The following is a 15655-nucleotide window of genomic DNA, read 5'->3' on the forward strand; positions in this document are numbered from 1 at the left end:
GTCACGGAAGATTGCTCCGGAGGCGCCGCGCGTCATACGGTCAGTGGTCGACTTCCCCCCACTGTCTCGTCACCCGTCGTCATCCCTCTTCATTCCCCCTTCTTCATCCCTCTTCATTCCCGCCAGGAGCCCACGCCCGTGCCCTCTGCCGGACTCGTCCCCCGACGCATCGTGCAGCTTTCCGCGCTGTTCGCGATGCTCGCGCTCTTCACGGCCCAGCTCGTGAGCGCGCTGCTCCCCTACGTCCCGGTGTTCATCGCCGCGGCCGCCGCGAATCTCGCGCTCGACATCTATCTGCAGTACAAGCAGCCGGGCCTTCTCTCGCTCCTTGGCAAGATCCGTTTCGACGTCACGGTCCGCCAGCTCCTGCGCGACATGCTGGTCCTGGTCGGCCTGCTGCGCATCGACGGCATAGAGCCGCTGGCCGAGCAGTCGCCGCTGACGATCACGCTGCTCGCGTTCTACGCCCTGCACTTCGGCTGCCAGGCCGTCGCCGTGATGGTGCGCCGCAGCCGCGCGCTGCCGATCGTCACGCGCAACATCGACGCTTCCGCGCTGCACCTGACGGCCGCTCCCCCGCGGATCCTCTCCCGTCGCCAGGCCCACCGCCTGCTGACGTTCTCGGTGCCCGGGACGGTGGGCCTGCTCCTCACGGCGGCCACCACCCACGCGTACTGGGGCGTCATCGGTCTCTGCGTCTCGCTCGCGCTGATCGGCGGCGGTGCGCTGTACCTCGCCACCTGGCTGCTGCCCAAGAAGCGGGCGAAGAACGACGAGCAGGTCATGGAGTGGCTCGACCAGTGGCTGGCCGAGTACAAGCCGACCGTGGGCATGTACTTCTCGGGCGGTTCCACCTCCGCGTACCAGGCGAACATGTGGCTCTCCACGCTCTCCAAGCTGGACGGCAAGCCGCTGATCGTGCTCCGTGAGCGGTTCATGGTGCAGAAGATCGACGCGACGGACGTCCCGATCATCTGCTTCCCGAAGGTCGCGACGATGTTCTCCCTGGAGACGTCGACGCTGAAGATGCTGCTGCACCCGGCGAACGCCGCGAAGACCTCGCAGGTCCTGCGCATCCCGACGATCAAGCACGCCTTCATCAACCACGGCGAGAGCGACAAGCTCTCCTCCTGCAACCCCTACGCCAAGGCCTACGACGAGGTGTGGGTGGCGGGCCCCGCGGCCCGCGACCGCTACCAGCTCGCGGACATCGGCGTCGAGGACAAGGACGTCGTCGAGGTGGGCCGCCCGCAGCTCTCCCCGATCCTGCCGTTCTCGGGGGCGCCCACGGGCCCGTACACGACCGTTCTGTACGCCCCCACCTGGGAGGGCTGGGACGGCAACCCCGGCAACACCTCGGTGGTCCTGGCCGGCGAGAACATCGTCCGCGAGCTGCTGGCCGACCCGGGCGTGCGCCTGCTCTACAAGCCGCACCCGATGACCGGCTCGCAGGACCCGCGCGCGGGCGCCGCCAACGAACGCATCAAGGCGATGATCCTCGCGGCCAACGCCAAGCGCTCCGGCGCCCGCCCCGGCCCCGAGGCCGCGGCCGAGCTGGCGCGCCGCACCGCCGCCCTGGACGAGCTGACCGCCCGGAAGTTCCGCAAGAGCGCGGACGAACAGGAGCGGATGATGCTCCAGGGCGCTCCGGACGGCGACGCGCAGGCCGCCGTGGCCGAGGCGACCGCCGCGTGGGAGGCCGCGTTCTGGGCGTCCTTCCCCGAGTGGGAGCACCAGATCATCACGGGCCCGCGCCCGGCGATCTTCTCCTGCTTCAACCAGGCCGACCTGCTGATCAGTGACGTCTCGTCGGTCGTCTCCGACTGGCTGAGCAGCGAGAAGCCGTACGCCGTCGCCAACACGGCCGGCATGTCCGAGGCCGAGTTCCGCGCGAGCTTCCCGACGGTGTCCGCGGCGACGATCCTCACCCCCGAGGCGGACGGCGTGGCGGCCCTCCTGAAGGCCGTACGCGCCCCGGAGCTGGATTCCCACGCCGAGGCCCGTGCGGAGCTCAAGGAGCACCTCCTGGGCCCCTCGGACCCGCCGTCCCTGGCCCGCTTCAACGCGGCGGCTGTCGCGCTGTGCGCCAAGTCCGACGCCCGCCGTGCCCGGATGGCCTCCCGCATCGACGCGGACATCCCCGGCCAGCGCGTCGCGGAGGAGGCGGCCGAGGAGATGGAGCAGGACCCGACGGAGTCGAACGGCGCGGAGGACTCGGTCACCGCGTGACCCCCGCCTGACGGCACGTACGTACGAGGAAGGGCCCCGGAGCTTCAAGCTCCGGGGCCCTTCCTCGTACCGCTTGCCGCTGGACCGGCCTACCGGTCCTGGAACGGCTCGAAGTCGTCGTACGCGCGCTGCGCCTCGTCCCGCTCCGCCTCGCGGTCCCTGCGGCGCTGGGCGGCCGGGCGGGGGGCCTCCAGGCGGTGGTCCTCGCCACGGCGGCCGAGCATCTCGGCGCCCGCCATCATGCTGGGCTCCCAGTCGAAGACGACCGCGTTCTCCTCCGGGCCGATGGCGACGCCGTCACCGGCGCGGGCGCCGGCCTTCATCAGCTCGTCCTCGACGCCGAGGCGGCTGAGGCGGTCCGCGAGGTAGCCGACGGCCTCGTCGTTGTTGAAGTCGGTCTGCCGGATCCAGCGCTCGGGCTTCTCGCCGCGCACGCGGTAGATGCCGTCGTCCTCGCGCTTGACCGTGAAGCCGGAGTCGTCGACCGCCTTGGGACGGATGACGATGCGGGTCGCCTCCTCCTTCGGCTTCGCGGCGCGCGCGGCGGCGACCAGCTCGGCCAGGCCGAAGGAGAGCTCCTTGAGGCCCTTGTGGGCAACGGCCGACACCTCGAAGACGCGGTAGCCGCGGGCCTCCAGGTCGGGCCGGACCATCTCGGCGAGGTCCTGGCCGTCGGGCACGTCGATCTTGTTGAGGACGACGATGCGCGGACGGTTCTCCAGGCCCGCGCCGTACTGCCGCAGCTCCTCCTCGATGACGTCGAGGTCGGAGACGGGGTCGCGGTCGGACTCCAGGGTCGCCGTGTCCAGTACGTGGACGAGGACGCTGCACCGCTCGACGTGCCGCAGGAACTCCAGGCCGAGGCCGCGGCCCTGGCTGGCGCCCGGGATGAGGCCGGGCACGTCGGCGACGGTGTAGACGGTCGATCCCGCCGTCACGACGCCGAGGTTCGGGACGAGCGTCGTGAACGGGTAGTCCGCGATCTTCGGCTTCGCCGCGCTCAGGACGGAGATCAGCGAGGACTTGCCGGCGCTCGGGTAGCCCACCAGGGCGACGTCGGCGACGGTCTTGAGCTCCAGGACGAGGTCCCGCTCCTCACCGGGCACGCCGAGCAGCGCGAAGCCGGGGGCCTTGCGCCGGGCGGAGGCCAGCGCCGCGTTGCCGAGGCCGCCGCGGCCGCCCTGGCCCGCGACGAAGGTGGTGCCCTGGCCGACCATGTCCGCGAGGACGTTGCCGTCGCGGTCCATGACGACCGTGCCGTCGGGGACGGGCAGGACGAGGTCCTGGCCGTCCTTGCCGGAGCGGTTGTCGCCGGCGCCGGGCTGGCCGTTGGTGGCCTTGCGGTGCGGGCTGTGGTGGTAGTCGAGCAGCGTGGTGACGTCCTGGTCGACGACCAGGATCACGTCACCGCCACGGCCGCCGTTGCCGCCGTCCGGGCCGCCGAGCGGCTTGAACTTCTCACGGTGAACGGAGGCACAGCCGTGGCCTCCGCTACCCGCGGCGACGTGCAGCTCGACGCGGTCCACGAAGGTGGTCATGGTGGGGTGCCTCCAGAAGAAACGTGCGGGGATGTCTCTTGCGTAACACGCGAAAGGCGGACCCGCTTCCCCGCCGGGGAAGTGAGGTCCGCCTCGCGAAAAGAACCGATCAGGCGACCGGAACGATGTTCACGACCTTGCGGCCACGGTGCGTGCCGAACTCGACCGCGCCCGCGTCCAGCGCGAACAGGGTGTCGTCCTTGCCTCGGCCGACGCCCGAGCCCGGGTGGAAGTGGGTGCCACGCTGGCGGACCAGGATCTCACCGGCGTTGACGACCTGACCGCCGAAGCGCTTCACGCCGAGCCGCTGAGCATTGGAGTCGCGACCGTTCCGAGTGGACGATGCGCCCTTCTTGTGTGCCATCTTGTCTCAGTCCCTTACTTCGCAGCCGTGGGGATACCGGTGACCTTGATCGCCGTGTACTGCTGGCGGTGACCCTGGCGACGGCGGTAGCCGGTCTTGTTCTTGTACCGAAGGATGTCGATCTTGGCACCCTTGTGGTGGTCCACGACCTCGGCCGTGACCTTGATGCCGGCCAGCACCCACGGGTCGCTGGTGACGGCGTCGCCGTCGACAACGAGCAGGGTCGAGAGCTCGACCGTGTCGCCAACCTTGGCCGTGGGAATCTTGTCAACCTCAACGATGTCGTCGACAGCAACCTTGTGCTGGCGACCACCGCTGCGCACGATGGCGTACACGCGGATCTCTCTCTCGCTCGGAACGGGACCCCCGCAGTCCAGCCACCCGCGGAAGCAGGCGGCCTCTCCCGACCCGGAAGCAGTGCCCGCGGTTCAGGAGGAAAAGGGTTTACAGGGGGCGGGCGTGCATAGGAACACGCCGACGGTCAAGGTTACGGGGCCCACCCGGAAGGGTCAAACCGGGCCCCGCACCCCCGCTCACGTGGTCGGCTTCTCACCGTCCGGCGGCAGCGGCTTGACGCCCTTGCACAGGTCCGTCTTGTCGGCGGTGCCCGGCCAGGCCACGGCCCGCGTGCGGTCGAAGTGCGCGCGGTAGGTGTCGTGCACCGAGTCGTCGTCGACCTTGACGATCGCCTCGTCGTTCTCGCGCAGCGCGGGCGCCGTGTAGTTCTGCGAGCCGGTGAAGGAGACCTTGTTCCGCTTGCCGTCGTACATGCCGTCGATCAGCAGGTACTTCGAGTGGATGATGTAGGGCGTCGTCAGCCTGGCACCCGCGTTCAGCGGGTCCCTGTCGTCGTTGTAGCAGCGCACGGAGGGGCCGCCCGGGGCGTGGAGCTGCTCCCAGGTGCCGGGGGTGCCGCCCTGGCTCTTGGCGCTGTCGCTCTCCGCGTACAGGAGGCTCACGTCGCAGCCGGCCTTCTTCAGGGAGACCAGCTTGTCGGCGATCTGCTTGCGCGTGATCTTGAAGATGGCGGCGCGGACCTTCGTGCGCTTCGTCACCCCGGCCGCGTCCTTGTAGGTGCAGCGGACGTTGTTCATCACCGAGTACATGGTGTCGGTCTCGTTGACCGTGCCGTTGCGCGGGAAGAAGTAGGCCTTGTAGCGGCCGCTGCTGACCGTGCGGTAGTCCCAGCCCTGCCAGCTCTTGCCGAGCATGTCCGTGAAGTAGTCGGCGTACGCGTCGTACATGGCCGGATTGTTCGGCAGCAGCAGCGCGTCGTTGAAGAACTTCGTGTGCGCGGACGGCGTCGAGTTCGACGTGGTCTGCACGACGACGTCCCTGGCGCCCTCGACCTGCGAGAACAGCCAGAACTTGTTGTGCATGATCGACTTGCCGTACCTCGGGTCGCCGAGGCACGACTTCCCGGTCGGGCAGAGCTTCACGAAGGACGGCTTGCCGGTGCTCGTGCCGAGCGCCGCGGCGAGCATGGCGTACGCGCCGTTCGCCGGCCGGTCGCTCTTGCTGGTCTCGTCCAGCAGCACCTGGACGTGCACGCCGCGCTTCTTGGCGGCGACCAGCGCGTCGACGACGGATCCCTCCCAGACGTGATAGACCGCGACCTTGATCGTCGAGCCGGGCACCGCGGAGTTCGTCAGCTCGATCAGCCGGGTGCGGATCGCGTGCTGCTGGTCGACGTTTCCCTTCGGATTGTTGAAGATCGGGCCCTCGGTCCAGGTCGGCGTCGGCGTCCCGTCCGCCGAGGCGGTCCCCGCCGTGCCCACGGCCTGGATGCCCGCCGCCGACAGCACCGTGGCCAGCGCCACCGCCTGCCGGCCGCCCTTGACCGGTTTCACCGCACGGTGCCGTCCCGTGCCTCGCAGGCGCGTCTGCGCCATCTGTCATCCCTCCCTGACACGGGCGCGCGGGCTCCCCACACGCGCGCTCACGTCCCTGTTGAACCGTCAGACCGCCTGATTTTTACAGGTGTTGCGCCGTACTCAAAGGTCAGGGGGCCCGCTTCACGCTTTCGAGCTGTGGTGACCTCGTTTTCCGGACAGACCGGTGCCCCCCTGCCCGGCCCTCACGGGCGGACAGGGGGGCACCGGGTCGCGGAAGCGGTCAGCCCTCGTCGGCGGCGCTCGCGGAGACACCGGACGGCGTCTGCTCCGCCGCCGCGGCCTTCTTCGCCGTCGCCTTCGACGCCTTCTTGGCCGTCGTCTTCTTGGCGGCCGTCTTCTTGGCCGCGGTCTTCTTGGTGGCGGCCTTCTTCGCCGTCGCCTTCTTGGCGGTCTTACGCGCCGTCTTCTTCGCCGGAGCGGCTTCCTCGGCGGGGGCCTCGGCCTCCGCCTCGGTCTTCTCCGGCTCGACCTTGTCCTGCGCCTCGGCCTTCTTCGGCTCGGGCTTCTCCGCCGACGGGACGACCACCACGGCCGCCTCCTCCGGGGCGGTCGGCGCCGTGGCCTTGCGCACCGCACGGCGGCGCGGACGGGCCGGAGCAGCTTCGGCGGCGGGCGCCTCGGCCACGGGCTCGGCGGCGGGCTCCGCGACCGGCTCGGCCTTCGGCACCGGGGCGATGACCACCTCGGCGGCCTCTGGCTCGGCGCTCTGCGCGGCCTTCGGCGAACCGGCGGGCGACGTCGCCTTGCGGACGGCACGACGGCGCGTACGTCCCTTCGGGGCTGCGTCGTCCTGCGCGGGCGCCTCGGCGGGTACCTCGTGGGCCGCCTCGACGGCCTCCGGAGTGCCGACGATGGGATCCTCGGCGGCCGGTGCGACGGTGCGCGCGACGTCGGACTCGACGACCGGGATCTCGGCCCGCTCGGCCTCCGCCTCGGCCTTCGCCGCCCGCTCGGCGGCCCGCTCGGCCGCCTTGGCCCGCTTGCCCGACCGCTTCGGCGTCTCCGCCTGCGGGGCCTCCTCAGGGGCGGCCTCGGTACGCGGTGCGCCCGCCGGGGCCGAAGCCCGCCGCGTCGCCCGGCGCCGGGAGCGGCCACCGCGCGAGGCGGCTGCCTCGGCCTCGGCGGCGCTGCTGTAGAGCTCCTCGTCCGGGACGAACTCGGGCTCGGGCAGCGCCACCGGAGCGGCGGCCTCGGCGGCGACCTCGGCCTCCGTCTCGGCACCGTCCATGGCCTCGGTGTCGGCCTCGTGCTCGTGCTCGTGCTCGTGGGTGGTGTGCTCGTGACCGTGGTCCTGCTGGTCCCCACCGCGCCCGCGCTTCTTGCGCTTGCCGCCGCCACCGGCGGAGGTCGGCTGCTCCATGTGCACGATGACACCGCGGCCGTTGCAGTGCACGCAGGTCTCGGAGAAGGACTCCAGGAGCCCCTGGCCCACCCGCTTGCGGGTCATCTGGACCAGGCCGAGCGAGGTCACCTCGGCGACCTGGTGCTTCGTACGGTCGCGCCCGAGGCATTCGAGAAGGCGGCGCAGGACCAGGTCCCGGTTGGACTCCAGGACCATGTCGATGAAGTCGATGACGACGATGCCGCCCAGGTCACGCAGGCGCAGCTGGCGCACGATCTCCTCGGCCGCTTCGAGGTTGTTCCTCGTCACGGTCTCTTCGAGGTTGCCGCCCTGCCCGGTGAACTTGCCGGTGTTGACGTCGACGACGATCATCGCCTCGGTCTTGTCGATCACCAGCGAGCCGCCGCTCGGCAGCCAGACCTTGCGGTCCAGCGCCTTCGCCAGCTGCTCGTCGATGCGGTACGTCGCGAAGACGTCGACCTCGGAGGTCCACTTCGAGAGGCGGTCGGCCAGGTCGGGCGCGACGTGCGAGACGTAACCGTGGATGGTCTGCCACGCGTCGTCACCGCTGACGATGACCTTGGAGAAGTCCTCGTTGAAGATGTCGCGGACCACGCGGACGGTCATGTCCGGCTCGCCGTACAGCAGGCTCGGCGAGCTGGTGGAGGCCGCCTTCGCCTTCTTCTGGATGTCCTCCCACTGCTCCTGGAGACGCTCGACGTCGCGGCGCAGCTCGTCCTCGCTCGCGCCCTCGGCGGCGGTGCGCACGATGACGCCCGCGTCCTCGGGGACGATCTTCTTGAGGATGGTCTTCAGACGCGCGCGCTCGGTGTCGGGCAGCTTGCGGCTGATGCCGGTCATCGACCCCTCGGGGACGTAGACCAGATAGCGGCCGGGGAGCGAGACCTGGCTGGTCAGACGGGCGCCCTTGTGGCCGATCGGGTCTTTCGTGACCTGTACGAGGACCGACTGGCCGGACTTCAGGGCGGACTCGATGCGCCGGGGGCCGTTGGCCATGCCGAGCGCCTCGAAGTTGACCTCACCGGCGTACAGCACGGCGTTGCGGCCCTTGCCGATGTCGATGAAGGCGGCCTCCATCGACGGCAGGACGTTCTGCACCTTGCCGAGGTAGACGTTCCCGACGTATGAGGTCGCCTGCTCCTTGTTGACGTAGTGCTCGACGAGCACGTTGTCCTCAAGGACGCCGATCTGGGTGCGCTCACCGTTCTGGCGTACGACCATGACGCGCTCGACGGCCTCGCGGCGCGCCAGGAACTCGGCCTCGGTGATGATCGGCACCCGGCGGCGGCCCTGCTCGCGGCCCTCGCGGCGGCGCTGCTTCTTGGCCTCCAGGCGGGTCGAGCCCTTGATGGACTGGACCTCGTCGACGCCGGTGCCGAGCTCGCGCTCCGGGTCCTTCGCGCGCCGCTCCCGCGGCTCGCGGACCTTGACGACCGTACGCTCCGGGTCGCTGTCGCCCGGCTCGCCCTCGGCGGAGTCACCGGCACGACGGCGGCGGCGACGACGGCGACGGCTGCTGCTGGAGCCCGTCCCGCCGTTCTCCGAAGCGGCCTCTTCCGCCTCCTCGGAGTCCTCGGCGGCCTGCTCGGCGCTCTCCTCGGCGTCCTCGGTGCCGCGCTCCGCCTGCTCGGCGGTGTCGGTGTCGTCGTCGGACTCGGCCGAGGCGTCGTCCTGGTCGGCCAGATCACCGCGGCGACGGCGACGGCCACCACGGCGGCGACGGCGGCCGTGGCGCTCACCGGACTCCTCCGTGTCGTCGGCGGAGTCGACAGAGTCATCGCTGTCGGCGGATTCGGCGGATTCGGCCTGCTCGGCGGCGACGGGCTCCTCGGCGACCTTGACGGGCTCCCGCTCCTCGACGGCGGCAGGCTGCTCGTCGGCGGCCCGACGGCGGCGGCGACGGCGCGGGGCCGCCTCCTCCTCCACCACGGGGCGGCGGGCTCGGCGGGCTCCTGCGCGGCCTCGGCGGCGGCGCGCCGCGGCGGCGCGCTCCGGGGTCTGGAACATCGGCTCGGCGAACACGGGCGCCTGGAAGACGGCCACGGCGGGGCGGGCGGGCTTGCGGCCACCCTCCTCGGAGTCGTCGGCGACCTGGGCCTTGCGGGCCTTGTGCCCGGCCGCGGAGAACCCGGCGGCCGCGGTCTTGCGGGTGGCGCGGCGGCGACGGCCGCGGGGGCGTCGTCGTCGGCCTCGGCGGGGCCTCCTCGACCGGCGCGGCGGGCTCGGCAGGCTCGGCAGGCGCGTCGATGCGCTCCTCGGCCGCCTTCTCGGTGGCCTGCGCCTCCGCGACGGGCGCGGCGGTGCCACGGGTGGCGCGGCGGCGTGCACGGCGCGGTGCGGCGTCCTCGGCGGCGGCTCCGGGCTCGGCGGCGGCCGGGGCGGCGGGCGCTTCCTCGACGACGGGCGTCTCCTCTGCGGCGGCCTGCGGCGCACCGGCGGGGGCGGAAGCGCGACGGCTCGCACGACGACGCGCACGCGGCGCCGGAGCGGCCTCCTCGGCCTCCTCCGCAACCGGCACGGAGGGCTCGGCAGGCGCAACGGCCTCAGCAGCGACCGTCACGGCCTCGGCAACCTCAGCGGCCTGCGGCGCACCGGCGGGAGCGGAAGCACGACGGCTCGCACGACGACGCGCACGCGGCGCCGGAGCGGCCTCCTCGGCCTCCTCCGCAACCGGCACGGAGGGCTCGGCAGGCGCAACGGCCTCAGCAGCGACCGTCACGGCCTCGGCAACCTCAGCGGCCTGCGGCGCACCGGCGGGAGCGGAAGCACGACGGCTCGCACGACGACGCGCACGCGGCGCCGGAGCAGCCTCCTCCTCGACAGCGGCAGGAACCTCAGCAGGCGCGACAGCCTCAGCAGCGACCGTCACGGCCTCGGCAACCTCAGCGGCCTGCGGCGCACCGGCGGGAGCGGAGGCGCGACGGCTCGCACGACGACGCGCACGCGGCGCCGGAGCAGCCTCCTCAGCGTCGTCCGCGGCGGCGGGCTCCGTCACCTCGGCGGCCTGCGGCGCACCGACCGGCGCGGAAGCGCGGCGAGTGGCACGACGGCGCGTACGCGGTGCGGCAGCGGCCTCCTCGGCCACCTCTTCGGTCTCCGCGACCTCGTCGACCTCGTCGACCTGGTCCACCTGGTCAGCGGTCAGATCATCTTCGGCGGCGGGGGTGGCCGGTATGGCCGGAGCCGCGGCTTCGGCGGTACCCGCGGGCGGGCCCGCGGGACGCGACGCGGCGCGGCGCCGACGGCGCGGCGGCAGGGTGTCGCTGGGGCTGTTGTTCTGCGATCCCTCAGTGGGGTCGTTCGGCTCAAGCATGCGGGCGGTTCTCCCGTCACGCTCCCGGGCGCCGCGCCTGTCCGGTGATGTCCGCGGCTCGCGCTAGATGCGCGGGGCCGCCATCCGGGGGCGTGGGCGCCGCACGGGAGCTCTCTATGTCTTGTCTCGCCGGTTCCGTACGCCCAACTGCGGACGGCCTGGCGAAAGTCTCGGTCAGTGCGCTGCCCGACCCAGGTGGCTCCCGAGTACCAGGGCTGCGCTGTGACATACGTCCTTACCGGGGGCCTTCCGGCACCGGCGCCTTCGCGGCGGCAGGTACGGCGGCCGTGGGTGATGCGGCCGTGACTGCCTCGCGGTCGGGCGCGAGCGGGTCGGTCACCGTGCCGGTCTCTTCATCGAATAGCCCCTGCGCCAGCCTGGTCACCGCTGCGGGGACCGGCGGCGCCAGGTCGGCCACAGCTCGGAGACCGGACAGGACGTCGTCAGGTCGTACGGCAGGTGTCACGTGCCGAACAACCAGCCGCAGTATCGCACAGGGCTTGTCGGTCGGCCTATCAGTGTCGTGCGTGATCACGTCACCATCAGTGATGGCTTCCAGGCTCACGACGGCCTCGCGCGCGTCGAAGGTGCGCATGCCGTTCTTCGTGCGGCGCTGCACCTCGACCTTGTCCGCGGCGCGGAACAGGTCGGCCGCGCGCCGCGCCGCTGCCGGCTCCACGCCGTCGAGGCGCAACTCCCAGACGGAGGCGGTCAGCCGGTCGGCGAGGCCCGAGGTGCGGGACTCGACGGCGTCGGTGACGTCCAGGCCGTCCGGCAGCGACTCGTTGAGCAGCTCGCGGAGCTGGTCGGGGTCACGCGGCGCGGTGAGCGCGATCTCCAGGTACTCGGCCTCACTGCCCGTGCCGGTGGGTGCGGCATTGGCGTACGACACCTTCGGGTGCGGGGTGAACCCCGCCGAGTACGCCATGGGCACCTCGGCGCGGCGCAGCGCACGCTCGAAGGCGCGCTGGAAGTCACGGTGGCTGGTGAACCGGAGGCGGCCGCGCTTGGTGTAGCGCAGGCGGATGCGCTGCACCGCGGGTGCGGGCGGCGGGCCTTCGGGCTGTCGCTTGCCCAGTGTCGTTCAGTCCTTCGTGAGAGCGGTCGTACTGCTACCTAGAGTACGTGCCCCGGGCGCGTCAGGTTCCCGCCGGGCCGCCGGTAGCGGGACCGGCTCCCCCGGCACCGCTCCCACCGGCACCGCCCGCTTCGGTGCTCCGAACAGCATGCGGCGCACGTCGGCCCGCGCCTGTCGCACGCTCTCCCGCGCGGAGGCCAGGGCCTGCCGGGTGGCGCGGCGGACCTCCTTGACGGCCCTGGCGGCGGGGCGCCACACGGCGTCGCGCACCACGTGGCCGACGGGGGTGAGGACCGTGCGGTAGGCCCACCGCACCGGCTCGACGAAGATCCACCGGAGGAGCTTGGCGAGGAAGCGGCCGACGACGAGGGAGATGTGCCCCGCGATGCGCCAGGCGTGTCCGAGCGCGTCGCCGACCTCCCGCGCGACGACGGCGACGGCCCGCCCGAGGGGTGCGAGCACCCAGCGCCACACGGCCACCAGGGGCACCACGAAGATCCAGCGGCACAGTGTCGAGACGACGGCCCAGATGCCGCGTCCGAGCCATGCGGCACCGGCACCGATCCCCCGCGCCAGCCACGCGATGCCGTGCCCGACCGGCGTGAGGACCGACCGGTAGAGCCACACCGAGGGCACCACGATCAGCACCCGCCCCAGCCAGGCCAGCGCGATCCCGACCGGCACCACCACGTACCGCCAAAGACCCACCCACGGCCACACGAACACGGCCTTGAACAGCCACGTCAGGACGGCACCGATGCCACGCCCGGCCGCCGCGGCCCCAGCGCCCAGGGCGCGGGCCAGCCAGGCGATGCCGTGGCCGATCGGGGTGAGCACGCGCGCGTAGAGCCAGGCGGCCGGGATCGCGACGAGGTGACGCCACAGCCAGGCGCAGCCCGCGCCGAGGCCGAGCGCGGTGATCGCGATGCCTCGGGCGATGCCCCGGGCCAGCCAGGCGATGCCATGGCCGATCGGTGTGAGGAGCGTCCGGTAGAACCACAGCGAGGGCACCACGACCAGCACCCGCCCCAGCCAGGCCAGCGCCGTCCCGACCGGCACCACCGCGTACCGCCAAAGACCCACCCACGGCCACACGAACACGGCCCTGAACAGCCACGTCAGGACGGCACCGATGCCACGCCCGACCGGTCGCAGTCCCCTGAAGTACAGGAAGCGGCCGCACACCGCGAGCGCGTCCCAGACGAGGCGCACCGGTACGACGAGCACGAGCACCACGATCCGTACCGGCAGTCGGATCGCTACGGCGAGGCAGCCTTCGGCCCGCGGAGGCTGCGGAGGGTGCTCAGGGTGCCGTTCGGCCTGCACCGGCGAGAGCGGCTGCGGTTCAGCCTCGCGGGCAGGTCGTTTCTCCAGGTCCATGTCGTCCTAGACGCGTGGGAGTCCGGTTCGGATCCAGTACCGCAGTTTTCCGCGCCGCTCGTCCTCGAAGACGCCGCCGGATGCCTCGATGACCTTGCGCGAACCGGTGTTGTCGGTGTCGCAGGTCACCAGCACGGATTCCAGGCCGAGCCCGGCGGCGTACGGCAGGCAGGCGCGCAGCATCTCGGTGGCGTGGCCGCGGCGGCGGGCGGTGGGGCGTACGTCGTAGCCGATGTGGCCGCCGTACTCGCGCAGGAAGCGGGTGGCGATGGTGTGCCGGATGGCGATGCGGCCGAGGTAGTCGTCGCCGTCGACGTACCAGAGGGTGGTGACGGGGACGGCGAGCGGCTCGGCGGGTTGTTCGGCGGCGGCGAGCACTTCGGCGACGTACCGCTCGAAGACGGCGGGGTCGTGCCACTTGTCGCCGTACTCGCGCAGGGTGTCGCCGAGCGTCGTGTCGTCGGCGGGCCCGCCGCGCCCCTCGGCCCGGAACTCCTCCATCGCGGTGATGTAGGAGCGGTGCACCAGGCCGGAGGGCGGGGCGAGTTCGGGCACGTGCGCCGCCGCTACTTCACGACCGTGAGCGGCAGCAGCTTCTTGCCGGTGGGGCCGATCTGGATCTCCGTCTGCATGGCGGGGCAGACACCGCAGTCGAAGCACGGCGTCCAGCGGCAGTCCTCGACCTCGGTCTCGTCGAGCGAGTCCTGCCAGTCCTCCCAGAGCCAGTCCTTGTCGAGACCGGAGTCCAGGTGGTCCCAGGGCAGGACCTCTTCGTACGTGCGCTCACGCGTCGTGTACCAGTCGACGTCGACGCCCATCTCGGGCAGCGTCTTGTCGGCGCAGCGCATCCAGCGCTCGTAGCTGAAGTGCTCGCGCCAGCCGTCGAAGCGGCCGCCGTCCTCGTAGACGGCGCGGATGACGGCGCCGATGCGGCGGTCGCCGCGCGAGAGCAGGCCCTCGACGATGCCGGGCTTGCCGTCGTGGTAGCGGAAGCCGATGGAGCGGCCGTATTTCTTGTCGCCGCGGATCTTGTCGCGGAGCTTGGTCAGGCGGGCGTCGGTCTCCTCGGCGGAGAGCTGCGGGGCCCACTGGAAGGGGGTGTGCGGCTTGGGCACGAAGCCGCCGATCGACACCGTGCAGCGGATGTCGTTCGAGCCGGAGACCTCGCGGCCCTTCTGGATGACCTTCGTCGCCATGTCGGCGATCTGGAGGACGTCGTCGTCGGTCTCGGTGGGCAGGCCGCACATGAAGTACAGCTTCACCTGGCGCCAGCCGTTGCCGTACGCGGTGGAGACGGTGCGGATGAGGTCTTCCTCGGACACCATCTTGTTGATGACCTTGCGCATGCGCTCGGAGCCGCCCTCGGGGGCGAAGGTCAGGCCCGAACGGCGGCCGTTCCTGGTCAGCTCGTTGGCGAGATCGACGTTGAAGGCGTCGACGCGGGTCGAGGGGAGGGACAGGCCGATCTTGTCCTCCTCGTACCGGTCGGCGAGGCCCTTGGCGACGTCGGCGATCTCGCTGTGGTCCGCGGAGGAGAGCGAGAGCAGGCCGACCTCTTCGAAGCCGGTCGCCTTCAGGCCCTTCTCGACCATGTCGCCGATGCCGGTGATGCTTCGCTCCCGCACGGGGCGCGTGATCATGCCGGCCTGGCAGAAACGGCAGCCGCGGGTGCAGCCGCGGAAGATCTCGACGGACATGCGCTCGTGGACGGTCTCCGCGAGCGGGACGAGGGGCTGCTTGGGGTAGGGCCACTCGTCGAGGTCCATGACGGTGTGCTTGGAGACGCGCCACGGCACGCCCGAGCGGTTCGGTACGACGCGTGCGATCCGCCCGTCCGGGAGGTACTCGACGTCGTAGAACGCCGGGATGTAGACCGAGCCGGTCTTCGCGAGGCGCAGGAGGACCTCCTCGCGGCCGCCGGGGCGGCCCTCCGCCTTCCAGGCGCGGATGATCTCCGTCATGTCGAGCACGGCCTGCTCGCCGTCGCCGATGATCACCGCGTCGATGAAGTCGGCGATCGGCTCGGGGTTGAAGGCCGCGTGGCCGCCGGCGAGGACGATCGGGTCGTCCAGCGTGCGGTCCTTGGACTCCAGCGGGATGCCCGCGAGGTCCAGGGCGGTCAGCATGTTGGTGTACCCCAGCTCGGTGGAGAAGCTGAGCCCGAAGACGTCGAACGCCTTCACCGGACGGTGGCTGTCCACCGTGAACTGCGGGACCCGGTGCTCACGCATGAGCGCCTCCAGGTCCGGCCACACGCTGTAGGTGCGCTCGGCGAGGACGCCGTCGCGTTCGTTGAGCACCTCGTAGAGGATCATGACGCCCTGGTTGGGCAGTCCGACCTCGTAGGCGTCGGGGTACATGAGCGCCCAGCGGACGTCGCAGCTGTCCCACGGCTTGACGGTGGAGTTCAGCTCACCGCCGACGTACTGGATTGGCTTCTGCACATGCGGGAGCAGAGCTTCGAGCTGTGGGAAGACCGATTCGACAGACATCGC

11 protein-coding genes are annotated in these 15655 nt (G+C 71.5%); 2 read left to right on the forward strand and 9 right to left on the reverse strand.

Annotated features, from left to right (window positions below):
- Positions 1-138 precede the first annotated feature (138 nt).
- Positions 139-2229: a hypothetical protein gene (locus tag KKZ08_RS13145; protein ID WP_223774623.1), complete on the forward strand. Its 2091-nt coding sequence runs from the start codon at positions 139-141 to the stop codon at positions 2227-2229.
- Between the two features lie 89 nt (positions 2230-2318).
- Here the strand turns inward: KKZ08_RS13145 and obgE are convergent, their stop codons facing one another.
- The 5 genes from obgE to KKZ08_RS13170 all read right to left on the reverse strand — a co-directional run bounded on the left by obgE (position 2319) and on the right by KKZ08_RS13170 (position 9432).
- A complete protein-coding gene (obgE, locus tag KKZ08_RS13150) occupies positions 2319-3767 on the reverse strand; it encodes a GTPase ObgE (protein ID WP_223774624.1) in 1449 nt (482 codons plus the stop codon).
- A 109-nt stretch (positions 3768-3876) separates the two neighbouring features.
- Positions 3877-4131 (reverse strand): 50S ribosomal protein L27, encoded by a 255-nt coding sequence (rpmA, locus tag KKZ08_RS13155; RefSeq protein WP_010986870.1) that lies wholly within the window; start codon positions 4129-4131, stop codon positions 3877-3879.
- 14 nt (positions 4132-4145) lie between these two features.
- The gene (rplU, locus tag KKZ08_RS13160) at positions 4146-4466 is read right to left on the reverse strand and encodes a 50S ribosomal protein L21 (protein ID WP_223774625.1); all 321 of its coding nucleotides are present in this window, start codon (positions 4464-4466) and stop codon (positions 4146-4148) included.
- A gap of 198 nt (positions 4467-4664) precedes the next feature.
- Entirely contained in the window at positions 4665-6023 is a 1359-nt protein-coding gene (locus KKZ08_RS13165; protein ID WP_223774626.1) for a phospholipase D-like domain-containing protein, read from the reverse strand.
- Positions 6024-6246: 223 nt separating this feature from the next.
- Positions 6247-9432 carry an Rne/Rng family ribonuclease gene (locus KKZ08_RS13170; RefSeq protein WP_223774627.1) on the reverse strand — a complete coding sequence of 1062 codons (3186 nt, stop codon included), beginning with the start codon at positions 9430-9432 and terminating at the stop codon, positions 6247-6249.
- Positions 9433-9448: 16 nt separating this feature from the next.
- On the opposite strand from KKZ08_RS13170, the gene KKZ08_RS13175 reads away from it, so the two are divergent.
- Positions 9449-10750, forward strand: a complete 1302-nt coding sequence (locus KKZ08_RS13175; RefSeq protein WP_223774628.1) for a hypothetical protein — start codon at positions 9449-9451, stop codon at positions 10748-10750.
- Positions 10751-10937: 187 nt separating this feature from the next.
- On the opposite strand, the gene KKZ08_RS13180 is transcribed toward KKZ08_RS13175, so the two are convergent.
- The 4 genes from KKZ08_RS13180 to KKZ08_RS13195 all read right to left on the reverse strand — a co-directional run bounded on the left by KKZ08_RS13180 (position 10938) and on the right by KKZ08_RS13195 (position 15652).
- Entirely contained in the window at positions 10938-11738 is an 801-nt protein-coding gene (locus KKZ08_RS13180) for a TIGR03936 family radical SAM-associated protein (protein ID WP_223774629.1), read from the reverse strand.
- Between the two features lie 48 nt (positions 11739-11786).
- A complete protein-coding gene (locus KKZ08_RS13185) occupies positions 11787-13160 on the reverse strand; it encodes a hypothetical protein (protein ID WP_223774630.1) in 1374 nt (457 codons plus the stop codon).
- Positions 13161-13166: 6 nt separating this feature from the next.
- Positions 13167-13661: a GNAT family N-acetyltransferase gene (locus KKZ08_RS13190; RefSeq protein ID WP_223779039.1), complete on the reverse strand. Its 495-nt coding sequence runs from the start codon at positions 13659-13661 to the stop codon at positions 13167-13169.
- Between the two features lie 65 nt (positions 13662-13726).
- A complete protein-coding gene (locus KKZ08_RS13195; protein WP_223774631.1) occupies positions 13727-15652 on the reverse strand; it encodes a TIGR03960 family B12-binding radical SAM protein in 1926 nt (641 codons plus the stop codon).
- Positions 15653-15655: the final 3 nt, after the last annotated feature.

This window comes from Streptomyces sp. 135, assembly GCF_020026305.1.
In the GTDB taxonomy this organism is placed as follows: domain Bacteria; phylum Actinomycetota; class Actinomycetes; order Streptomycetales; family Streptomycetaceae; genus Streptomyces.